The organism is Mesorhizobium sp. CNPSo 4670, assembly GCF_057784235.1.
In genome coordinates this window covers 109,869-126,934 of record NZ_JBWJFQ010000014.1, presented here as the reverse complement: position 1 = coordinate 126,934, position 17,066 = coordinate 109,869, and the positions used below count along the sequence as shown (strand labels likewise).

Here is a 17,066-nt window from a genome sequence, read left to right as displayed (position 1 = left end):
GGACCTCCGAATGTCTCGGTTTATTGATCGTACCGGCCATGTCTATGGCCGCCTTAAGGTGGTCAATCGTTTTGATTGTGGGCCAGCGTCAAAGGGCCAGAGAACGAAGTGGAATTGCATCTGCGAATGCGGCACTGCAAAAGTTGCGACCGGCCATGAGCTGGCGAGCGGCGACACGACAAGTTGCGGCTGCTACCAGCGCGAAAGTACCGGAGACAGAAACCGCCGCCACGGCATGACAAGAACCCCCACCTACATGTCCTGGCAGGCCGCTAAGGACCGATGCCACAACCCGAACAACGGCAAGTTTGCCTCCTATGGCGGCGCTGGGATTGTCATGTGCGACCGGTGGCGGAACTCGTTTGACGCTTTCTTCGAAGACATGGGCGCCAGACCAGACGGGACAACGATTGACCGGCTTGACCAGTGCAAGGGCTACGAGCCGGGGAATTGCCGGTGGGCCACTCACGAAGAACAAAGCCTTACGCGCGGCACGACCAAGCTCTACAGGTGGCGCGGCGAATGGATGACGACCCACCGGATTGCAAACCTTGAAGGCGTCCCCTTCAACACCCTCCGGAAAGTCGTGCGAAACATGAAGACCATCCAAGCCGCCGTTGCCGAGGCCAAGCAGAAAAAGCGGAAAGCCGCCTTGTCCGACCAGCCGCCTTCCGATTTCAAGACGAGCATAAGCGCCCGTGCGAAGTTGCGATCCATGGAGTTTTCTCCTGATTGAATTCAGATGGCGGGGTGTGGTATCAACGCCGCTATGAAAAACTTGCTCTTGAGCCTGTACCTTGCCTACGCAAGAGCCTGTGCGGGTGTTCCGCTGCACGAGTGGCACTACCACGGCGATCGTATGCGCCGCTGGATCAATGGCGGATGGCAGTATCGCCAATCGACAGAAGAGGAAGACCGGCAACATCTGCGAGAGGTTGCCTGGTAACCTTCACTGCGGGGACAGTTCCAATATCTCGATGTAACTGCCGGGGAAAACGTAGGTCAGCGCGGCGTCTGATGTGTTCTGTGCCCACTGGAAATGGACCATTCCGTTAGCGGCTGGACCGTAGAGGTAGAACTCAAACTTGATTGAGAAGTTCTCTGCCGACGTTGAAAGAATTGTCTTCTGTGCCGGCCAAACTCCGCTTTGCTCTATCGTGATCGCGCGGCTTGTGGGGACGGAGGGGATTGCCGTTTCTGTCTCGACGCGAAGTATCCCGCAGCTTGGGCCGGTCCATAGATATTTGATGTCGCCGGTTGCCGGCTTCTGCCCGTCGATCCGGCCCCGCACCTGATAGGTGTGCCCCGTGCGGATGGGGAATTTCAACTCGGCATCGTTTGCAAGGGTCGTCATGCTGGCACGCGTTTCGGTCTTGCGCTTGATCACAGCCATCCATGGGGATGCAACTTTCCCCTGCCCTGCCCCGCTGGAATAGGCATGGTGGGCCAGTTCCCCGGCTAGCTTATAGCCTTCGGCGGTCATGTGAATGTAAATCTCGGTGCTTTCCCAATAGGATTGCGAAAGATGCGAGGTGTCTACGAAGTGACGCGTTTCGGCACGGAAAAGTGCAATCTGTCTCAGGGTGTCATTGAACAGCGCCGTGGGGACAGAGCTAGTCCACTGCGAAACGGCCATGATGACCTTGGGCACTTCCGCCGGGCACCACGTTTCCGCTTCAAAACGGGCCATGACAGTTTCAAAATCGAAATGGTAGGTTTCGCTTAAGGCGCTGGCGTCACTCTCGCCCTGCCACCAGTAAACCATGTCGATCTGCTCAACGCCGATCAGCGCCAAACCCGCCTCGACATTGAGTTTCGTTGCGGAATACATGTCCGGGGTGGTCGCACCAGTCATCCAGTGTGAAATTGCCATCGCACCCCATCCCATGTTGAAGAGGTAGACGGTTCTGTCAGGGTTCGCACGAGCCACTTCATTGGCGAAGGAAAAGGCCCCGGCCATCTGGTTGTTGGGCAGCGGCACCCATGCGGTTGCAACATCGGTATCTGTGTTTACCTGACCATACCAGGGCCACAGAAAAACGTTCGGTTCGGGCGTCCAACTGTAGGAGCGAACCATCGCAACATTTGACTGGCCTGTCGCAAGGATGACGATAGGCGTCATATCCAGTACCATCCACTAAGCTGGATGCTGGCGCCAGCCGCGATAGCGGAGGAACCGTCATAGCTGAGGATGACCACGGTTGTGCTGGATTGGCCGATTATGCCCTGAAGCATCTTGCCGGTTAAAACGTTTTCACGGCCCGCAAGCGTCCACAGGCCAACTGGTGAGGCGGCTCCCGTGAACCCGGAGGGGAGAGTGGCGACGATACTGCCACTAGCAGTTCCAACGGTCGTGATGGTGATGGCAAGTTTCAGCATTACCATCCTGTCAACTTTGGTCCATGCGCCTGTGGCCGAAGTGGTGGTGAACGTGCCGGAACCGGCGGTAATGGTCGGCGTGTAGGTTCCCCGGCTGATGAGAGTGGGGTTGAGCAACATCCAACCGCCGGCAGAAGCGTTGAGCGCCGTCGAATATTGCAGAATGTACGCCCCGCCCGGTCGAATCTCGCCCCCATCAAGAGGAAGCTCCCCCGGGTCTTGCACCTTCCGAATACTTTTCACGCCGATACCGTTGACGTTCAGCGTGGTGGGACCGGTGTTGCCGGCTGAGGCCCTGAAAGACAGCATCATCCCATCGGCATAGGTCGTGAATGGGCTGTTTGCCGTCAAAGTGAGCGCGTTTGCCGTCCCGCCGGAGATCAGTATGCCTCCGGTATCGAGAAGAAACTGTTTGCCCCGCTGCATCATGACGCGTGCGGAATTGTTCACCGTGGACGGAGCTTGCCCTTCAGCCCATGTGAGGTCCGCATCCGCCGTGGCGTTGTTCGCTGCGACGAGACTCCAGTCAAATATGCTAGCGGCCATGTGTGGGCTCCATGCAAAAAAGCCCCGCCAAAGCAGGGTTGGAATTCAGGGGATTGGAAGATGGCTAGACCCAGTACACGCCGCTAACTAAAAGCTGCGCGCCAGGAAATGGCAGAGATCATCAATTCCGAGTTCGAGAGGAAACGCTCGTGAGCGAGAACACAAAACTGTGGGATCTGCTCGGCAGAACCGACCCGAAGCACACGAAGGCTTTCTCCCGCTCTGGTGGCTTCAAGGGCACCGCTATCAAGCCAATGTGGTCCTATCGGCGCATGACGGAAGAGTTCGGCCCCTGCGGCTTTGGCTGGGGCGTTGGTGAGCCTGTTTTCCAAGTCGTTCCCGGCAGTGAAGGCGAGGTGCTTGTCTATTGCACCGCCTCCGTCTGGTATCGGCAGGAGGATCGCGAATGCCGCGTCTACGGTGTCGGCGGCGACAAGATCGTCAACAAGTTTTCGAGCGGTCTCAAGAGCGATGACGAGGCGTTCAAGAAAGCCTTCACCGATGCGGTGACGAACGCTCTGAAGCTAATCGGTGTCGGAGCAGATGTCCACATGGGCATGTTTGACGACAGCAAATACGTCAACACCATGCGCGACGAGTTCGCCGACGATCAGCAACCGATCGAAGCCCCGCAGCAAAGCCACCTGAAGGCCAACGGCAAGCCCGCCAAGGGCTGGCGCGCAAACGGTGACCGCACGTCCTACTGGCTCAAGACAAACGGCTCCTGGGACGCCCTAAAGGCCATGCTGGACGAGGATTTGCTCGACTGCAAGTCGCTCGTATCTCTGGACAGCATCAAGGCGATCTATCGCGCCATGGCGAAGGAGCAGCACTGGAACAAGGACTTTCTGGAGTCCCTGACCAATGCGTTCGGCGCACACGAAAACGCACTTCTATCGAACATGGAGGCGGAACAGCTTGCGGAAATCCCGCTTGGTGACGCGCTCCGCAAATCCCTCGCTCAACACCCACTCAACGGAGGCTGAATTGGCTTACGAGAAAAAAGACATGTCCGGCACGCTCTTCCGCAATGAGCGGAAGGAAACAGCCAATCACCCCGATTGGGCCGGTTACATCATCATCAACGGCGTCGAATACTGGCTGAACGGCTGGGAAAAGAGCGGTTCCAAGGGCTTGTTCTTCTCGCTGGCGGCAAAGCCAAAGCAGGAACGCGCAGCAGAGATCAAGCAGGCCGCAAAGCCCCGCTATGGCGATGCTGGCGAGTATAGGCGCGGCCAAGCCGATCCCGACACTGGCGAACTAAACGACGAAATCCCGTTCTGATTGCAACCAGATATCCCGGCGCGAATGCCGGGAGAAAGGCTAAGGGACATGGCCGACCGATTTGTAGACAACGAGCAAGCCCGCCAGATGCTGATCTTGTTCATCCAGGCGCAGAAGTTGCCATTCACTGCCAGCATCGAAGCCGGCAAGCACCGCACGACCGCGCAGAACCGCCTCCAGCGCAAGTGGATGACGGAGATCGCCGAGCAGATGACAGGCGAGAAAGCCGAATACTGGCGCGGCTATTGCAAGCTGAGGTTTGGCGTTCCGATGCTGCGGGCTGAGAACGACGAGTTCCGCGCGAAATACGACGCGATCGTCAAGCCTCTGACCTACGAGCAGAAGATTTCCATCATGTCCGAACCGCTGGACATGCCGGTTACGCGCCTCATGTCGAGCAAGCAGAAGACTGCCTATCTCGATGAGATATTCCGGCACTTCTCAGAGCAGGGCGTGATCCTGACCATTCCTGACGATCCGTCGCTGATCGGCCAGCCAGCGAGGAAAGCAGCGTGAGACAGACCATGGTGAAAGCCCACGCTCGACGGCTTCCCGATCTCATCAACACCAAGCCGCATCAGGAAATGCTTCCAGCCTTCGAACGAGACATCCGCCGCTATTCCGAGCGCCAGTTTGAAGATTGGCTTGCAAGGGAAATCGATCGTGAGCTTGACCGCGAATACAGCGTGGATCTTACCTGATGGGGATCGTGTCGAGCAAACTGCGCAAGAGCGCCAAGGGGCAACCCTGCATGTTCCAGACGCCATGGTGCGAGCCGAACAACGAGACGGTTTGCCTGTGCCATCTGCCGAGCGACATCAAGGGAATGGGCAACAAGTCGGACGATTTCCACGCCGCTTTTGGCTGCCATTCGTGCCATCAAGCCATTGATTTGCATAGACTTTCCAAGCAAGATGAGCTATTCTACAGCCTTCGCGCATTGCAGCGAACCATGAGGAATTGGGTGACGCGCGGCCTCGTCGTCATCCCGGTCGATACACCCCGTCCAAAGCCCCTTTCTAAGACTGTCGCACGCCGCCACATCGCAACTGGGGAAACGATATGACCGACCTCCTTCCATGCCCGTTTTGCGGCGGCGAACCGACCGTAAGTACCTATGAGACTGAAAGTCTGTGGTCACACGATATCGTCACTTACACCAGTGTCGGGTGCTACAACTGTGACATTTCTTTCTCGACAGAGCCAGGATATGAGGTTGAAGCCCCCGCAGCATGGAACCGTCGCTCCCTCATCCCGGCCGCCAAGCCCGCAGGGGATGGGCGAGCGCTAGAAAAGATCCAGCTTTGGTTCTTCCGCGATATGGTCGATGAGCAGCGTCTCGCACTTTTCAGCATCTTCGGATTGCCAACTGATGAAATCGGCAAGTCGCATGGCCATCAGCGTCGTGCTTTGAAGCATGTTCTCGCCACTCTCTCTGGAGGAACAGCAACACCCAAGCCGGAGGGGGCGCACCTCTGGCAAGTTCAGCATCATGACGGCGGATGGTTCGACGCCCCATCGATGTCGGCAGCTTATGCCGCTCGCTCGGATGGGACCGTCAAAGCCGTCCGCAGCGTCCCCACCCCCACGAATGCGGGAGTTACCGAGGCGATCAAGAGGCTGCAATGGATCGCTGCCGCTCGATGGGACGAAAATGCCGATCTGGACGCAATCTGCACCTTTGCCGATCAAGCGCTTGCCGCTCTCTCTGCCGCACCGGCAGGGGATGGGGTAGGCAAACGGATGCCGAAAGGCGGCCTAACCACACAAGAACATATGCTGCTCGCATGGCTGGGCAAGGAAGATGCTAGCGCTTTAGGTGAGTGCGAGGGGCCAGCACTCACAGTCCTGGTCAATATCGGCCTTGTCGAGATTGGGGCGCCGCCAGACGGAAAACATCCCCATTATAGCCGCGTCAGGCTCACCGAAGCCGGTCGGCTCGCCCTCTCTCAAAACAGTGGGGTATCGGAATGAACGCCGCCGATCTGATCCAGCGGCTGACAATTGATGCCGAACGGCTGAAACTGTCCAAGCGCGGCGATTTGCACGTCATCTGCGGCGACGTCCGCGAAGCCGCCGACACCCTCGCCGCCAAGGAGGCTGCAATCGATGCGCTTGTTCCAGAGCTAAAGAAGGAAACCGCGCGCCGTCGTACCGCAGAGGCAGCCCTAGCCGAGATGAGGAAGGCGCTGGAGGAGGCACATCGCGTAATCCAGCAGATTGCAGATCAGCCGGAGAAGTGGGTAAGCCCTGACGGCATGAGTTCCTACAGCCTCGGCTATGCGTTCCACATCATTAAGTGCAGAGCACAATCATTCATCAAGGATCGTGTCGCCGCCCGCGCTCTCGGCCCCCTCCTTGAAGGGGAGAATGACCGTTGAGCGCTCCCGATGAAAATGGCTGGTACGAAGCCGGCGAGGATTTTGCGGGCATCCCGAACGATTGCTTTGATGTGATCGCGAAGTATTACGACGCCGGTCTCGACATGTTCATGATCGTCAGGCTTCCCGGCTGTATCCGCGTCGATGACCGGATCATCTGGGGCTCGCCGTTTCCCGGCGACGAAAGCCGCGTCGATCTGCTGGAGCATGGCTATCGGCCAACGCATTGGCGGCTTATCCCGGAAGGCCCGTCCACCAACCCCATTCCACAGGGGGAGTGACATGACGCCCCTCCTCTCCCCCGAAGCCGCAGCACGGGAACTGTGCATATCCGAGAAGCAGTTGCGCTCGCTCACTTGCGCCGGCCGGATACGTTACGTCAATGTCGGGCTTGGTGAAAAGCGAGAAACGCGTCGGTACGACCCTGCCGACATCGAAGAATTCCGAGAGGCTCGCAAATGTCTGTCTTCAAGCGCACCGGCCAATCGGAATACTCGTACGACTTCCGTTATCGACGCCAGCGATTTTCAGGCCCGACTGGATGCTCGTCAAAGCGCGAAGCTGAAAAGTTCGAGCAAGCCGAAAAGGACCGGCTGAAATCCCTACAGTTCGACTCATCAAAGCCGCTGGCGTTCAAAGCCGCAGCCGCACAATACTGGAATGAGGTTGGCAAGTTTCACCGCAACCACGTCGATACCCTGCGGTCCCTGGAATGGCTCCAGGACTTCATAGGCGCCGGGACCATGATATCCACCATCAACGACGCCACAGTCGCCAAGGCGGTAGCCAAGAGGCGCGGCGAAGGGGTTTCGGCAGCGACCGTCAACCGCAGCGTCAACGAGATCCTGCGGGCTCTCCTGCGGCGCGCACGGCGCACATGGAAGCAATCGGTCGAGGATATCGAGTGGAAGGACCACTTCCTGAAGGAACCGCAGGAGCGGGTCAGGGAAGCGACGGCCGACGAGGAAGCCAAGTTCATGGCCGCGATCCGGGGCGACTATGCGCCGGCCCTACGCTTCGCGCTCCTGTCAGGATGCCGACGCGCCGAGATTGTCGGGCTGGAATGGAAGGACGTTGATTTCTTCAACCGGGAATTCCGGGTCACCGGCAAGGGCGACAAGACGCGCACGATCCCGATGACCGCCGCAATCTATGCCCTGCTCTGGGAACTGAAGGACCACCACAAGACGGCGGTGTTCAGCTACGTGGTGAAGAGGCCACGCGAAGGCGTCACCAAGGGGCAGCGCGAGCCTATCAGCATGGAAGGCTTCAAGACAGAATGGCGCCGCACCAAGGGCCGCGCTGGCGTCGATGACTATCGCTTCCATGACAACCGGCATACAGCGGCAACGCGCCTGGTGCGCGCCACGGGTAACCTGAAGGCCGCACAGAAGCTCTTGGGCCACTCCGAGCTGGCGACGACCTCCCGCTATTCCCACCTGACCAAAGACGATCTGCGGGCGGCTATGGAAGCCAGCGACGCCGCGCAGACCGTCGAGACGAAGCCGGCGGCAAAGACCGGGGAGAACAGCCAATGAACATCCGTGGGACTTTTGGTGAGACTTTTGGCGCCACTCGTGGCACTTCCAGGCCGTTCGTTCCGTTCTTGTTCGAAAGGGGGTTGCCTTTAAAAGCCCGGAACCCTATAGCCCGCAACGTTCGGAGTGTAGCGCAGCCTGGTAGCGCATCTGGTTTGGGACCAGAGGGTCGGGAGTTCGAATCTCTCCACTCCGACCATCCTCTCCCGGAATGCAATGTCGGCGCCACCGGTGCGGCGGATGGCACGTTGCGCCGATTCCTGTTTCGGGCCTTGTCCTGCTGAGAAATCCTAAATCTCGAACTCGCCCTGCCCCTCGTCCATGGCGCTGACGGTTTCGGCCGCCAATGCCCGCGTGATCGGCGTCTTGCGCTCGAGCGCTGTGCGGTCCAGCCGTTCCACCACACGCATCGCGGTCGCCAGCGAGCGCTCGATGCGGCGGACCAGATACTGCACGACATGCGGTTCGACCTCGACCTGGCGGTCGGCGAACAGCTTGGTGATGACGCCGGCGAGCAGGACGTCGTCGGGCTCATGGATCTCGACCGTCGCCGCCGCCTTCAGCCGCGAGGCGAGATCGGGCAGCACAACACCCCAGGCCGATGGAAAGCGGCGTGCGGTCAGGAGCAGCGTCGAGCCTGCACCACGCACCGCATTGATCAGATGGAACAGGCCTTGCTCGTCGACCGCCCCGGTATCGACATCGTCGATCAGTGCCGGCCGGGCGCCGAGATTGGCGATGCTGTCACCAACACGCCGAGCGTCGACCGCCACCGCATTGGCGCGGGCGCGCCAGATCGAGGCCAGATGCGTCTTGCCGGAGCCGGCGGGACCTGCCAGCACCACCACCGGTGAGGGCCAGTCCGGCCAGCGATCGACCAAGGCCACTGCCTGGTTGTTGGTGCCGGAGACGACGAGCTCGTCGCGCGAATAGCCGGTGCCATGGCCGAGATCGAGCGGCAACTGGCGCGGCGGATCGGCTTTCTGGTCGCTCATTCGGACTCAGCCATGCGGGCCGGCAAGCCACCTGGTCATCGGCCCGATCATGGCTTGATGGCCTTGCGCCGATCGGCCGGCAGCTCCGGCGCGGTGTTGCCGTGACCTTTGTAGAGCGGCGATTCGAGATAACGAGCTATGGCAAACCGCACCAGCACGGCAACTGCCGCCGAAGCCGGCACGGCAATCAGCAGGCCGACGAAGCCGAACAGCGCGCCGAAGGCAAACAGCGAGAACATCAGCCATACCGGGTGCAGGCCGACGCTCTTGCCGACCAGCCGTGGCTGCAGGATGTTGCCTTCGATGAACTGGCCGATGAAAAACACCACAGCGACGGCGACGATCATCGTCCAGTCCGGCCAGAACTGGACGAAGGCGACACCGACGGCCAGCACCAGTCCGGTGAGCGAGCCGACATAGGGGATGAAGGAGATGAGGCCGGCGAACAGGCCGATAAGGATGCCGAAATTCAACCCGGTCAGCGTCAGCCCGGTCGCATAAATCGCGCCCAGCACCAGGCACAGCGTGCCCTGGCCGCGCACGAAGCCGGCCGTTGCGGTGTTGATGTCCTTGGCGATGGCGCGCACCGTCGCGACATTGTCGCGCGGCACCCAGCTGTCGATGACCGCAACCATGCGGTCCCAGTCGAGCAGCATGTAGAAGGCAACCACCGGCGTCACCACGAACAGGCTGACCACCGAGACCAGCGCCACGCCTGAACTCCAGATCGAGGTGAAGACCGTGGTGATCAGGCCGAAGCCGGAGGTCAGCAGCGAATTCAGCCCGTCGCGCAAGCCATTGGCGTTGACGCCGAATTTTTGTTCCAGCCATTTCGGATCAAAAGACGTGATCAGGCTTTGCAGCCGGGTCAGATATTCCGGCAATTTGCCGGCGAAATCGGCCATCTGCGTTGCCAGCACCGGGATGAGGATGACGAAGGCCAGCACCAGCACGATGAGGAAGGTGATGAGGATGACCACCGTCGCCATGAAGCGGGATAGGCCAAGCCGCTGCAGACGGTCGGCGACCGGATCGAGGAAATAGGCAAGCACCATGCCGGCAACGAAGGGCAACAGGATGGCACTGAAGACATAGAGAAAAAGCGCGAGCACGGCCGCGCCGGCCAGCCAGAAGAAGATCTGTCGGCGGAAAGCGGAGGCCGCGGCAAGATCGGCTGCCGCAGCCTCGATCACCGCCGCTTCTCTCTCAACCGCCGCTTCTCTCTCAGATGTCCGGATTGGAGCCTTCGCCATAGCCTCTTATATGCCTCAGCCAAGCCACGAGATAGGCCGCGGCCGAAGCCACGGTCAAGACCCCGGACAGCAATATGAGGGCTGGCCGCAGAGGGTCGAGGTGAACGGCAAGGGCAAGTTCGCCCAGCACAACCGCCGCCAACACGATCTGGATGGCGGTGTTGGCCTTCGACACGAAAAGCGGCTTCATCTCGACTGGATGGGCCATGACGGACGACAACACAACGGCGCAGACGATCAGCGCGTCGCGCGACACCATGGTGACGACCAGCCACAGCGGCAATTGCCCGATGAAGCCCAGGACGACGAAGACCGAAACCAGCAGCAGCTTGTCGGCCATCGGATCGAGATAGGCGCCGAGCCTGGACTGCTGGTTGAAACGACGGGCGACGAAGCCGTCGACGCCGTCGGAGATGCCAGCCACGAGGAACCCGGCAAAGGCCCAGTCCCAGAGCGCCTGCAGCATCGCCAACACCACCGCTGGCACCAGAACCAGGCGCAGGATGGTGATCAGGTTGGGGATGGTCAAATGCGCGCCTGTCGGATTTGCATGCTGATAGATGATGGAGACGGAGGGGATCGCAAGGGAGAAGCGGCAAACATAGCAGAGGTAGCTGGACGGCGAGGCACCGCGACCTAGGCTCACATTGAGATATTCTCTGGTTAGGCTGCAGACGCCTCAAGGATGGAAATGGGTCCTCGGGTCTGAATCACTCGCTCAAGGCGTAGCCCAGCGGCGTCGAACAAGCCTGCATATTGGACCTGCGTCCTCTCCAGGCCGCCAGTGACGGCGAGCATGACCACGTCGATACCCTTGATCTGGTTCGGTTCGTCACCTGGCGGCACGAGGGTCTCGGCCACAAGCACCTTTCCGTTCGGCAACATTGCCTTTCGGCAATTTCGCAGGATCTCCGCGGCACGCCCATCGTCCCAATCGTGAACGACCTTCTTGATGACGTAGACGTCACCGGTGGGAACGCTTTCAAAGAAATCACCTGCGATAAATTCGGTGCGCGGCAGGTCGCCTCCGGCACCCTGGCGGGCTGCTGCGACGCCCGAAGGCAGATCGAAAAGCACGCCGCTCAAATGGGGGTTGCGGGCCAGGATCGCCGAGAGAAGCTGACCATGTCCGCCGCCAACGTCGACGATCCGTGTGAACGGCCTGAAGTCACAAGCTTCGGCAACGGCCTCGTTACTGCCTTGGCTCAAGGCGACCATTGCACGCTGAAACAAGGCAGCCTGCTCCGGGTGTTCCGACAGCCAGTCAAACCTTGGGCTCCCGAACACCTTATCGAAGGCTGGCTTTCCGGTGCGGACAGAATGCAGGAGCTGCTCGAAGGCAAGATAGGCCTCACTGTTGATCATGCGGACGAAGTCACGGGGACCCGGCTTATCGGAGCGCAACGCGGCGCCAACCTCCGTCAATTCGAAATGACGGGGCAGTACTTCCCTAAAGACGCCTTCCGGCGCGAGAAGTCGCATTACACGATAGAGCGCGTCAGCATCCGACTGAGTGGCAGCCGCTAGTTTATCCACCGACTGCTCGCTGACAGCCAGGAGATCGGGGATGCCGAGTTCGATAATTACGCGCAGCGCCTGTGACACGGCGAATCCAAAGCCCAGCCTCATGATCTGTTGCGACGGATTGAGCATGGCCTGTCACCGGATGCCTGATGCGAAGCAACAGAGCACCAACAACAGCCCGACACAAGGATGCAAGGGGTGAAGGCGCAGACGGAGGTACGGGGTTTTGCCTCCGATAAAAAGCAAGGACAGCGGGGATTTCACACAAGGGGGCGCTACCGCCGCCGAAAAACCCGCTCTCCACGTTTTTTATCGGGGCAAAACTTCGGCATCCCACCGTCATCCTTGCGGGGCGAAGCCGTTCATGCGAAGAGCCCGCGAACGAAACAACGATGAGCAAGCGCCAGAAATGAGCAAGCGCAAGAACGGGCTCACCTATGCCGAGGCTGGCGTCGATATCGATGCCGGCAATCTGATGGTCGAGAAGATCAAGCCGCTGGTGCGCGCCACACGCAGGCCGGGCGCCGACGGCGAGATTGGCGGCTTTGGTGGCCTGTTCGACCTCAAGGCGGCCGGCTTCACCGATCCGGTGCTGGTCGCCGCCAATGACGGCGTCGGCACCAAGCTCAAGATCGCCATCGATGCCGGCAAGCACGACACGATCGGCATCGATCTCGTCGCCATGTGCGTCAACGACCTCGTCGTGCAAGGTGCCGAACCTCTGTTCTTCCTCGACTATTTCGCCACCGGCAAGCTCGATCCCGACCAGGGTGCCGCGATCGTCGGCGGCATTGCCGCGGGCTGCCGTCAGGCGGGCTGCGCGCTGATCGGCGGCGAGACGGCGGAAATGCCCGGCATGTATCACGGCAACGACTACGACCTCGCCGGCTTTGCGGTGGGCGCGGCCGAACGCGGCCAACTCTTGCCGACCGACGACATCGTCGAAGGCGATGTGCTGCTTGGGCTCGCCTCCTCGGGCCTGCATTCGAACGGATTTTCGCTGGTGCGCCGCATCGTCGCCGTCAGCGGGCTCGCCTGGAGCGATCCGGCGCCGTTCAACTATGAGGCGACGTTGGCCGAGGCGCTGCTCGAGCCGACCCGCATCTACGTCAAGTCGATTCTCAAGGCCATACGCGGCACGCATGGCATCAAAGCGCTGGCCCACATCACCGGCGGCGGCTTCCCCGAAAACATTCCGCGCGTGCTGCCCAAAGATTTTTCGGCCGAGCTCGACCTCGAGGCGATCGACGTCCCCGCGGTGTTCTCGTGGCTGGCCAAGACCGGCGGTGTTGCGCCGGAAGAGATGATGCGCACCTTCAATTGCGGCATCGGCATGATTTTGGCGGTCGCTTCCGGCCAGGCGGCGCAGGTTGCCGCCGTCTTGCAGGAAGCCGGTGAGACGGTGACGCCGATCGGCCGCATCGTGCCGCGCCGCGATGCCGGCGTCATCTACCGGGGCTCGATCGGCCTATGAGCGCGCAGAGGAAACGCACCGTTGTCCTGATCTCGGGGCGCGGCTCCAACATGACCGCGCTGATCGCGGCGGCCAGCGACCCGGCTTTTCCTGCCGAGATCGTCGGCGTGATTTCCGACAAGGCCGACGCCGCCGGCCTTGGTGTCGCCAAGGCGCGCGGTATCGCCACACAGATCATTCCCCGCGCCAACCATGGCAGCAAGCAGGCGCATGACGCGGCGATCGATGCGGCACTTGCAGCATTCAATGCCGAGATCGTCGCGCTGGCCGGCTACATGCGCATCCTCACGCCCGGTTTCGTCCAGAAATGGCAGGGCCGCATGATCAACATCCACCCTGCCCTGCTGCCGGCGTTCAAGGGGCTCGACACCCATGCGCGCGCGCTGGCCGCCGGCATGCGCATCCATGGCTGCACGGTGCATTTCGTCACGTCCGAGATGGATGACGGCCCGATCATCGCGCAGGCGGCCGTGCCAGTGATGGTCGGTGACAATGCGGATGCACTGGCCGCCCGTGTGCTAAAGGCCGAGCACCAGCTCTATCCGCTGGCGCTTGGGCTGGTCGCAGAGGGCAAGGCGCGCATGGCAGCCGGCCGTACCGTGCTTGCCCACTTTGCCGACGATGCCGACAATGCCACCTCGGTGGTGATGGCGCCCGACCCACTGCGCGAGGAAGCCGACCTCGAGCAATTGGCGCGCATCACGCCTTGAATTCTTGAGGGTGGTAGCAAATATTGCTACCTTCTGACCAAGGAGACAGTTCAATGGCGACAGTCGAAAAAGTCAGCGTGGCGCTTTCCCCGGAGCTCCTGGAGTTGGTCAAGGACGCCGTCAACAGCGGTCGCTATGGGTCTGCAAGCGAAGTGATACGTGAGGCGCTACGCGAGTGGCGTTTACGCCAGCCGCTTCGCGAGGCCGAGGTGGAGCGATTGCGCAAGGCTTGGACAGAGGGACTGGAGAGCGGCCCGTTCGCTGCTTTCGACATCGAGGACATCAAGTCCAAAGCCCGAAGCCGGTTTGTCGACGCCATCAAGAAATAGGCCGATGGCAGGCGTGCAGATCATTCGCAGCCCGGCGGCGGAAAATGATCTTATCGATATCTGGCTCGCCATCGGCGAGCACAGCCCGCGTGCCGCCGATCATTTTCTGAATGCCATCGCCGAGCGCATCCTGCAGCTTGCCGCCTTCCCCGAATCCGGACCGCGAAGACCCGACGTCGGCGCCGATACGCGAGCGCTGACCATCGGCGACTATCTAGTTCTTTATCGTCTCGCCGAAGGACGGATCGAAATCGTACGTATCGTGCATGGCGCACGTGATGTCTCAACGTTGTTCTAGGGTCCGAGAGCCATGAATGTTTTCGATAGCGCGGCCCGAACAAAAGGCGATCTGGCCGGTGTCTTCGAGTATGAGGAGACTGACGGGCCACAAAATGCCACGGCGTATTTTTACCTGTACGAAATGAGCGGCGAACAGTCGGGCCGGTCGTCGAGGCAATCCACATTCGATCAGGGGGCTGGGCGATCACCAAGGCCGATGTGGCAGTCAAATGGGATCGGGACGAGCAGCGTGTAGGCCTGTTCGTCTTCGGCAGGCTGGCGGCGGCTTTTGATGTCGCGAGAGGCACAAAGCATGGTAGCCGAGATGGCAAGGATTTTAATGCCGAGATTCCCTGGTCCTGAACGATGCCGATGCGACAACTGCTTCTCCTGCGCCACGCCAAATCGAGCTGGGAAGACCCCAAGCTCGTTGATTTCGATCGGCCGCTCGCCGGGCGCGGGTTGAAGGCCGCCATGCTGATGGGGCGCGAACTTGCGGCGCGCGACTGGCTGCCGGACCTGGCACTGGTGTCGACGGCGCTGCGAACCCGCGACACGTGGCGGCTGGTTGCGGCGGAGTTGCCTGCGCACACGCGGGTCACATTCGCCGATGCGCTCTATGCTGCGTCGGCAGCGGATATTTTGGGCCAGATACGTCAGACCGACCCTTCAAGCGACAGCTTGCTGGTGGTTGGCCACAATCCGGGCCTGGAATATCTGGCGAACCAGCTTGCCGCGCCGGGGTCGGAGGCCAAGGCGCGCAAGAGGCTCGAGGAAAAGTTCCCGACTGCATCCCTTGCGCGCTTCGTCTTCGAGGGAGATTGGTCCGGCCTGTCCTCGGCCCGGCTGACGCATAATCTGCGGCCGAGGGATTTAGGCTAGGTGCAAGACAGGTGTGACAGGCAACCTGCCGTCCACCCTGCTCGAGACATCAGTTGCCCCAGATGCCCTGGCCGGATTCCGGCCAGTCCGTGGTGGTCTTCATCTTGGTATCGGCAGCCTTGTACCCGGCCATATCCGCGTTGTTGACCGCGCCTGTGATGGCATGATCGACGCCGGCGACCGGGGCAACCGTCTGGTTGGCATCGTTGGAGCCATAGTGATCGCTGGCGGCGAAAGCGCTGCCTGTGGCAACGAGGATGGCGGTGGCGACGAGGGCAATCCTGTTCATTTTCAAGTCTCCTGGTTCTTGGGTTGGGCGGCGTCTTGGGAGGACGGTTCCGCTAAGGACAAGACCCCAGGCAGTGCGGTTTTATTCCTTGAGACTGAACTTTTTACCGACTGCGAAGATCGGTTGGCCCAGCGCGGGCCTAAAGCGCGTCGCGTTGAAACGGATTCAGGCGGCGCGCTTAAGTCTTTGTTTTTATGCATGTCGCTGCCCCAAAACCGGGCCACTTTTGGGCGACATGCACTAGCTGACGGCTATCCCTGTGCGCAAAAAACAAGAGCGGCGGGCCGAGCCCACCGCTCTTTGTAGTCAAGGTCTGCGTCGTGGATCAGCGGCCCCAAATGCCCTGGCCAGACTGAGGCGGTACGTTGGCATTGGCGTCAGCCTGTGCCTTTTCAGACTTCAGGATCGAGCCGGTGCGCATGGTGTCGATGTTGGAAACCGAATGGCTGGCAACCGGCTGGTTGACGTTGCTGGAGCCATAATTGTCGCTGCTGGCGAAGGCGGTGCCCGTGGCAACGAGGATGGCGGCGGCGGTGAGCGCTATCTTGGTCATTTCAAATACTCCTGATCGAGGATTGGTGGTTCTTGTTTGGGACAAACGCCCCGCTTACCGGCCCCAGATGCCCTGGCCGGATTCCGGCTGGTTCGAATCGGGGGTCAGCCTGAAGCCCTGATGCTCGACCGGTCTACGGATCGAAGCCGTGAAGCTGTGGTCGATTCTACCAACGGGGGCGGTCACGGCCGGCTGGTTGACATTGTCGGAACCATAGTGGTCGCTGCTGGCAAAAGCGGTGCCCGTGGCAACGAGCATGGCGGCGGCGGTAAGAGCGATCTTAGTCATTTTCTTAACTTCCAGTAGTTCTCAGTTCAGTCCGTCTAGTGGCGTGCCCTTGGGAGGAATTTCGCGTCGCTCGGACCACACCGAAATGGGTTTTCCGTTCGCCGACTTCCAATCACGAAGATGTTCCTCCGCGCTCCGAATCCAGACCTTGAAACGGGGCCGGGAGTTGAAGTGGTCAAGATTTTCTTTATCAATATCAGATGGTTATCAGTCGTAGTTGGCGAACCGTATGGTCGCCCGCCGAGCCGGCGTTCACCATCTCATCACGGTCCGTCAACATAAATTGAACCGACTGGTTCGATCGACAGTCGGCACTTGCGGCCACAAGCCGGATATGCGCCGTAGGTACAAGAGATCCGGTG

The 17,066-nt window shown here is 60.4% G+C and carries 25 protein-coding genes and 1 tRNA gene; 17 read left to right on the top strand and 9 right to left on the bottom strand.

Translation table 11 applies throughout. The features are described from left to right. Positions 1–10: 10 nt before the first annotated feature. Positions 11–736: a hypothetical protein gene (locus tag AC0ZT5_RS22540; RefSeq protein ID WP_488498229.1), complete on the top strand. Its 726-nt coding sequence runs from the start codon at positions 11–13 to the stop codon at positions 734–736. A gap of 213 nt (positions 737–949) precedes the next feature. On the opposite strand, the gene AC0ZT5_RS22535 is transcribed toward AC0ZT5_RS22540, so the two are convergent. After that, on the bottom strand, positions 950–2,122 hold the full coding sequence (locus AC0ZT5_RS22535) for a sialate O-acetylesterase (protein WP_488498228.1): 1,173 nt from the start codon (positions 2,120–2,122) through the stop codon (positions 950–952). Next, entirely contained in the window at positions 2,119–2,925 is an 807-nt protein-coding gene (locus tag AC0ZT5_RS22530) for a hypothetical protein (protein WP_488498227.1), read from the bottom strand. The genes AC0ZT5_RS22535 and AC0ZT5_RS22530 overlap by 4 nt, the downstream gene beginning before the upstream one ends. Positions 2,926–3,074: 149 nt before the next feature. On the opposite strand from AC0ZT5_RS22530, the gene AC0ZT5_RS22525 reads away from it, so the two are divergent. From AC0ZT5_RS22525 to AC0ZT5_RS22475, 11 genes are all read left to right on the top strand, one after another. After that, the gene (locus tag AC0ZT5_RS22525) at positions 3,075–3,911 is read left to right on the top strand and encodes a hypothetical protein (protein WP_488498226.1); all 837 of its coding nucleotides are present in this window, start codon (positions 3,075–3,077) and stop codon (positions 3,909–3,911) included. A gap of 1 nt (position 3,912) precedes the next feature. Then, positions 3,913–4,209 (top strand): hypothetical protein, encoded by a 297-nt coding sequence (locus tag AC0ZT5_RS22520; RefSeq protein ID WP_488498225.1) that lies wholly within the window; start codon positions 3,913–3,915, stop codon positions 4,207–4,209. A gap of 87 nt (positions 4,210–4,296) precedes the next feature. After that, positions 4,297–4,725, top strand: a complete 429-nt coding sequence (locus tag AC0ZT5_RS22515; protein ID WP_488498291.1) for a hypothetical protein — start codon at positions 4,297–4,299, stop codon at positions 4,723–4,725. Then, positions 4,722–4,910 (top strand): hypothetical protein, encoded by a 189-nt coding sequence (locus tag AC0ZT5_RS22510; protein ID WP_488498224.1) that lies wholly within the window; start codon positions 4,722–4,724, stop codon positions 4,908–4,910. The genes AC0ZT5_RS22515 and AC0ZT5_RS22510 overlap by 4 nt, the downstream gene beginning before the upstream one ends. Continuing rightward, on the top strand, positions 4,910–5,275 hold the full coding sequence (locus AC0ZT5_RS22505) for a nuclease domain-containing protein (protein ID WP_488498223.1): 366 nt from the start codon (positions 4,910–4,912) through the stop codon (positions 5,273–5,275). Before AC0ZT5_RS22510 ends, AC0ZT5_RS22505 begins: the two co-directional genes overlap by 1 nt. Next, on the top strand, positions 5,272–6,183 hold the full coding sequence (locus AC0ZT5_RS22500; protein ID WP_488498222.1) for a Lar family restriction alleviation protein: 912 nt from the start codon (positions 5,272–5,274) through the stop codon (positions 6,181–6,183). The genes AC0ZT5_RS22505 and AC0ZT5_RS22500 overlap by 4 nt, the downstream gene beginning before the upstream one ends. Next, positions 6,180–6,590, top strand: a complete 411-nt coding sequence (locus AC0ZT5_RS22495) for a hypothetical protein (protein ID WP_488498221.1) — start codon at positions 6,180–6,182, stop codon at positions 6,588–6,590. Before AC0ZT5_RS22500 ends, AC0ZT5_RS22495 begins: the two co-directional genes overlap by 4 nt. Then, a complete protein-coding gene (locus AC0ZT5_RS22490; protein ID WP_488498220.1) occupies positions 6,587–6,871 on the top strand; it encodes a hypothetical protein in 285 nt (94 codons plus the stop codon). Before AC0ZT5_RS22495 ends, AC0ZT5_RS22490 begins: the two co-directional genes overlap by 4 nt. A gap of 1 nt (position 6,872) precedes the next feature. Then, positions 6,873–7,187, top strand: coding sequence for a helix-turn-helix domain-containing protein (locus tag AC0ZT5_RS22485; RefSeq protein WP_488498219.1), 315 nt, complete (start codon positions 6,873–6,875; stop codon positions 7,185–7,187). Positions 7,188–7,333: 146 nt separating this feature from the next. Beyond that, a complete protein-coding gene (locus AC0ZT5_RS22480; RefSeq protein WP_488498218.1) occupies positions 7,334–8,128 on the top strand; it encodes a tyrosine-type recombinase/integrase in 795 nt (264 codons plus the stop codon). A gap of 122 nt (positions 8,129–8,250) precedes the next feature. After that, positions 8,251–8,327: transfer RNA gene (locus AC0ZT5_RS22475), tRNA-Pro, on the top strand. 91 nt (positions 8,328–8,418) lie between these two features. Here the strand turns inward: AC0ZT5_RS22475 and hdaA are convergent. The 4 genes from hdaA to AC0ZT5_RS22455 form a co-directional block, all read right to left on the bottom strand. Next, the gene (hdaA, locus tag AC0ZT5_RS22470; protein WP_488498217.1) at positions 8,419–9,123 is read right to left on the bottom strand and encodes a DnaA regulatory inactivator HdaA; all 705 of its coding nucleotides are present in this window, start codon (positions 9,121–9,123) and stop codon (positions 8,419–8,421) included. Positions 9,124–9,170: 47 nt separating this feature from the next. Next, on the bottom strand, positions 9,171–10,376 hold the full coding sequence (locus tag AC0ZT5_RS22465) for an AI-2E family transporter (RefSeq protein WP_488498216.1): 1,206 nt from the start codon (positions 10,374–10,376) through the stop codon (positions 9,171–9,173). Continuing rightward, positions 10,348–10,905 (bottom strand): CDP-alcohol phosphatidyltransferase family protein, encoded by a 558-nt coding sequence (locus tag AC0ZT5_RS22460; RefSeq protein ID WP_488498290.1) that lies wholly within the window; start codon positions 10,903–10,905, stop codon positions 10,348–10,350. Before AC0ZT5_RS22460 ends, AC0ZT5_RS22465 begins: the two co-directional genes overlap by 29 nt. 134 nt (positions 10,906–11,039) lie before the next feature. Continuing rightward, complete coding sequence (locus AC0ZT5_RS22455) at positions 11,040–12,029, bottom strand: methyltransferase (protein WP_488498215.1); 990 nt, start codon at positions 12,027–12,029, stop codon at positions 11,040–11,042. 280 nt (positions 12,030–12,309) lie between these two features. Here AC0ZT5_RS22455 and purM point away from each other — a divergent pair, with 280 nt between their 5' ends. The 5 genes from purM (at position 12,310) to AC0ZT5_RS22430 (ending at position 15,574) form a co-directional block, all read left to right on the top strand. Continuing rightward, a complete protein-coding gene (gene purM / locus AC0ZT5_RS22450) occupies positions 12,310–13,374 on the top strand; it encodes a phosphoribosylformylglycinamidine cyclo-ligase (RefSeq protein ID WP_488498214.1) in 1,065 nt (354 codons plus the stop codon). Then, entirely contained in the window at positions 13,371–14,084 is a 714-nt protein-coding gene (gene purN / locus AC0ZT5_RS22445; protein WP_477287153.1) for a phosphoribosylglycinamide formyltransferase, read from the top strand. Before purM ends, purN begins: the two co-directional genes overlap by 4 nt. 53 nt (positions 14,085–14,137) lie before the next feature. After that, the gene (locus AC0ZT5_RS22440) at positions 14,138–14,413 is read left to right on the top strand and encodes a type II toxin-antitoxin system ParD family antitoxin (protein WP_488498213.1); all 276 of its coding nucleotides are present in this window, start codon (positions 14,138–14,140) and stop codon (positions 14,411–14,413) included. Between the two features lie 4 nt (positions 14,414–14,417). Then, entirely contained in the window at positions 14,418–14,711 is a 294-nt protein-coding gene (locus AC0ZT5_RS22435) for a type II toxin-antitoxin system RelE/ParE family toxin (protein ID WP_488498212.1), read from the top strand. Between the two features lie 353 nt (positions 14,712–15,064). Next, complete coding sequence (locus AC0ZT5_RS22430; RefSeq protein WP_488498211.1) at positions 15,065–15,574, top strand: SixA phosphatase family protein; 510 nt, start codon at positions 15,065–15,067, stop codon at positions 15,572–15,574. Positions 15,575–15,623: 49 nt separating this feature from the next. Here the strand turns inward: AC0ZT5_RS22430 and AC0ZT5_RS22425 are convergent, their stop codons facing one another. The 3 genes from AC0ZT5_RS22425 to AC0ZT5_RS22415 all read right to left on the bottom strand — a co-directional run bounded on the left by AC0ZT5_RS22425 (position 15,624) and on the right by AC0ZT5_RS22415 (position 16,704). Continuing rightward, positions 15,624–15,863 (bottom strand): DUF680 domain-containing protein, encoded by a 240-nt coding sequence (locus AC0ZT5_RS22425; RefSeq protein WP_488498210.1) that lies wholly within the window; start codon positions 15,861–15,863, stop codon positions 15,624–15,626. Positions 15,864–16,188: 325 nt separating this feature from the next. Beyond that, complete coding sequence (locus AC0ZT5_RS22420) at positions 16,189–16,416, bottom strand: DUF680 domain-containing protein (RefSeq protein ID WP_488498209.1); 228 nt, start codon at positions 16,414–16,416, stop codon at positions 16,189–16,191. Between the two features lie 54 nt (positions 16,417–16,470). Beyond that, the gene (locus tag AC0ZT5_RS22415; RefSeq protein WP_488498208.1) at positions 16,471–16,704 is read right to left on the bottom strand and encodes a DUF680 domain-containing protein; all 234 of its coding nucleotides are present in this window, start codon (positions 16,702–16,704) and stop codon (positions 16,471–16,473) included. Between the last annotated feature and the right edge of the window lie 362 nt (positions 16,705–17,066).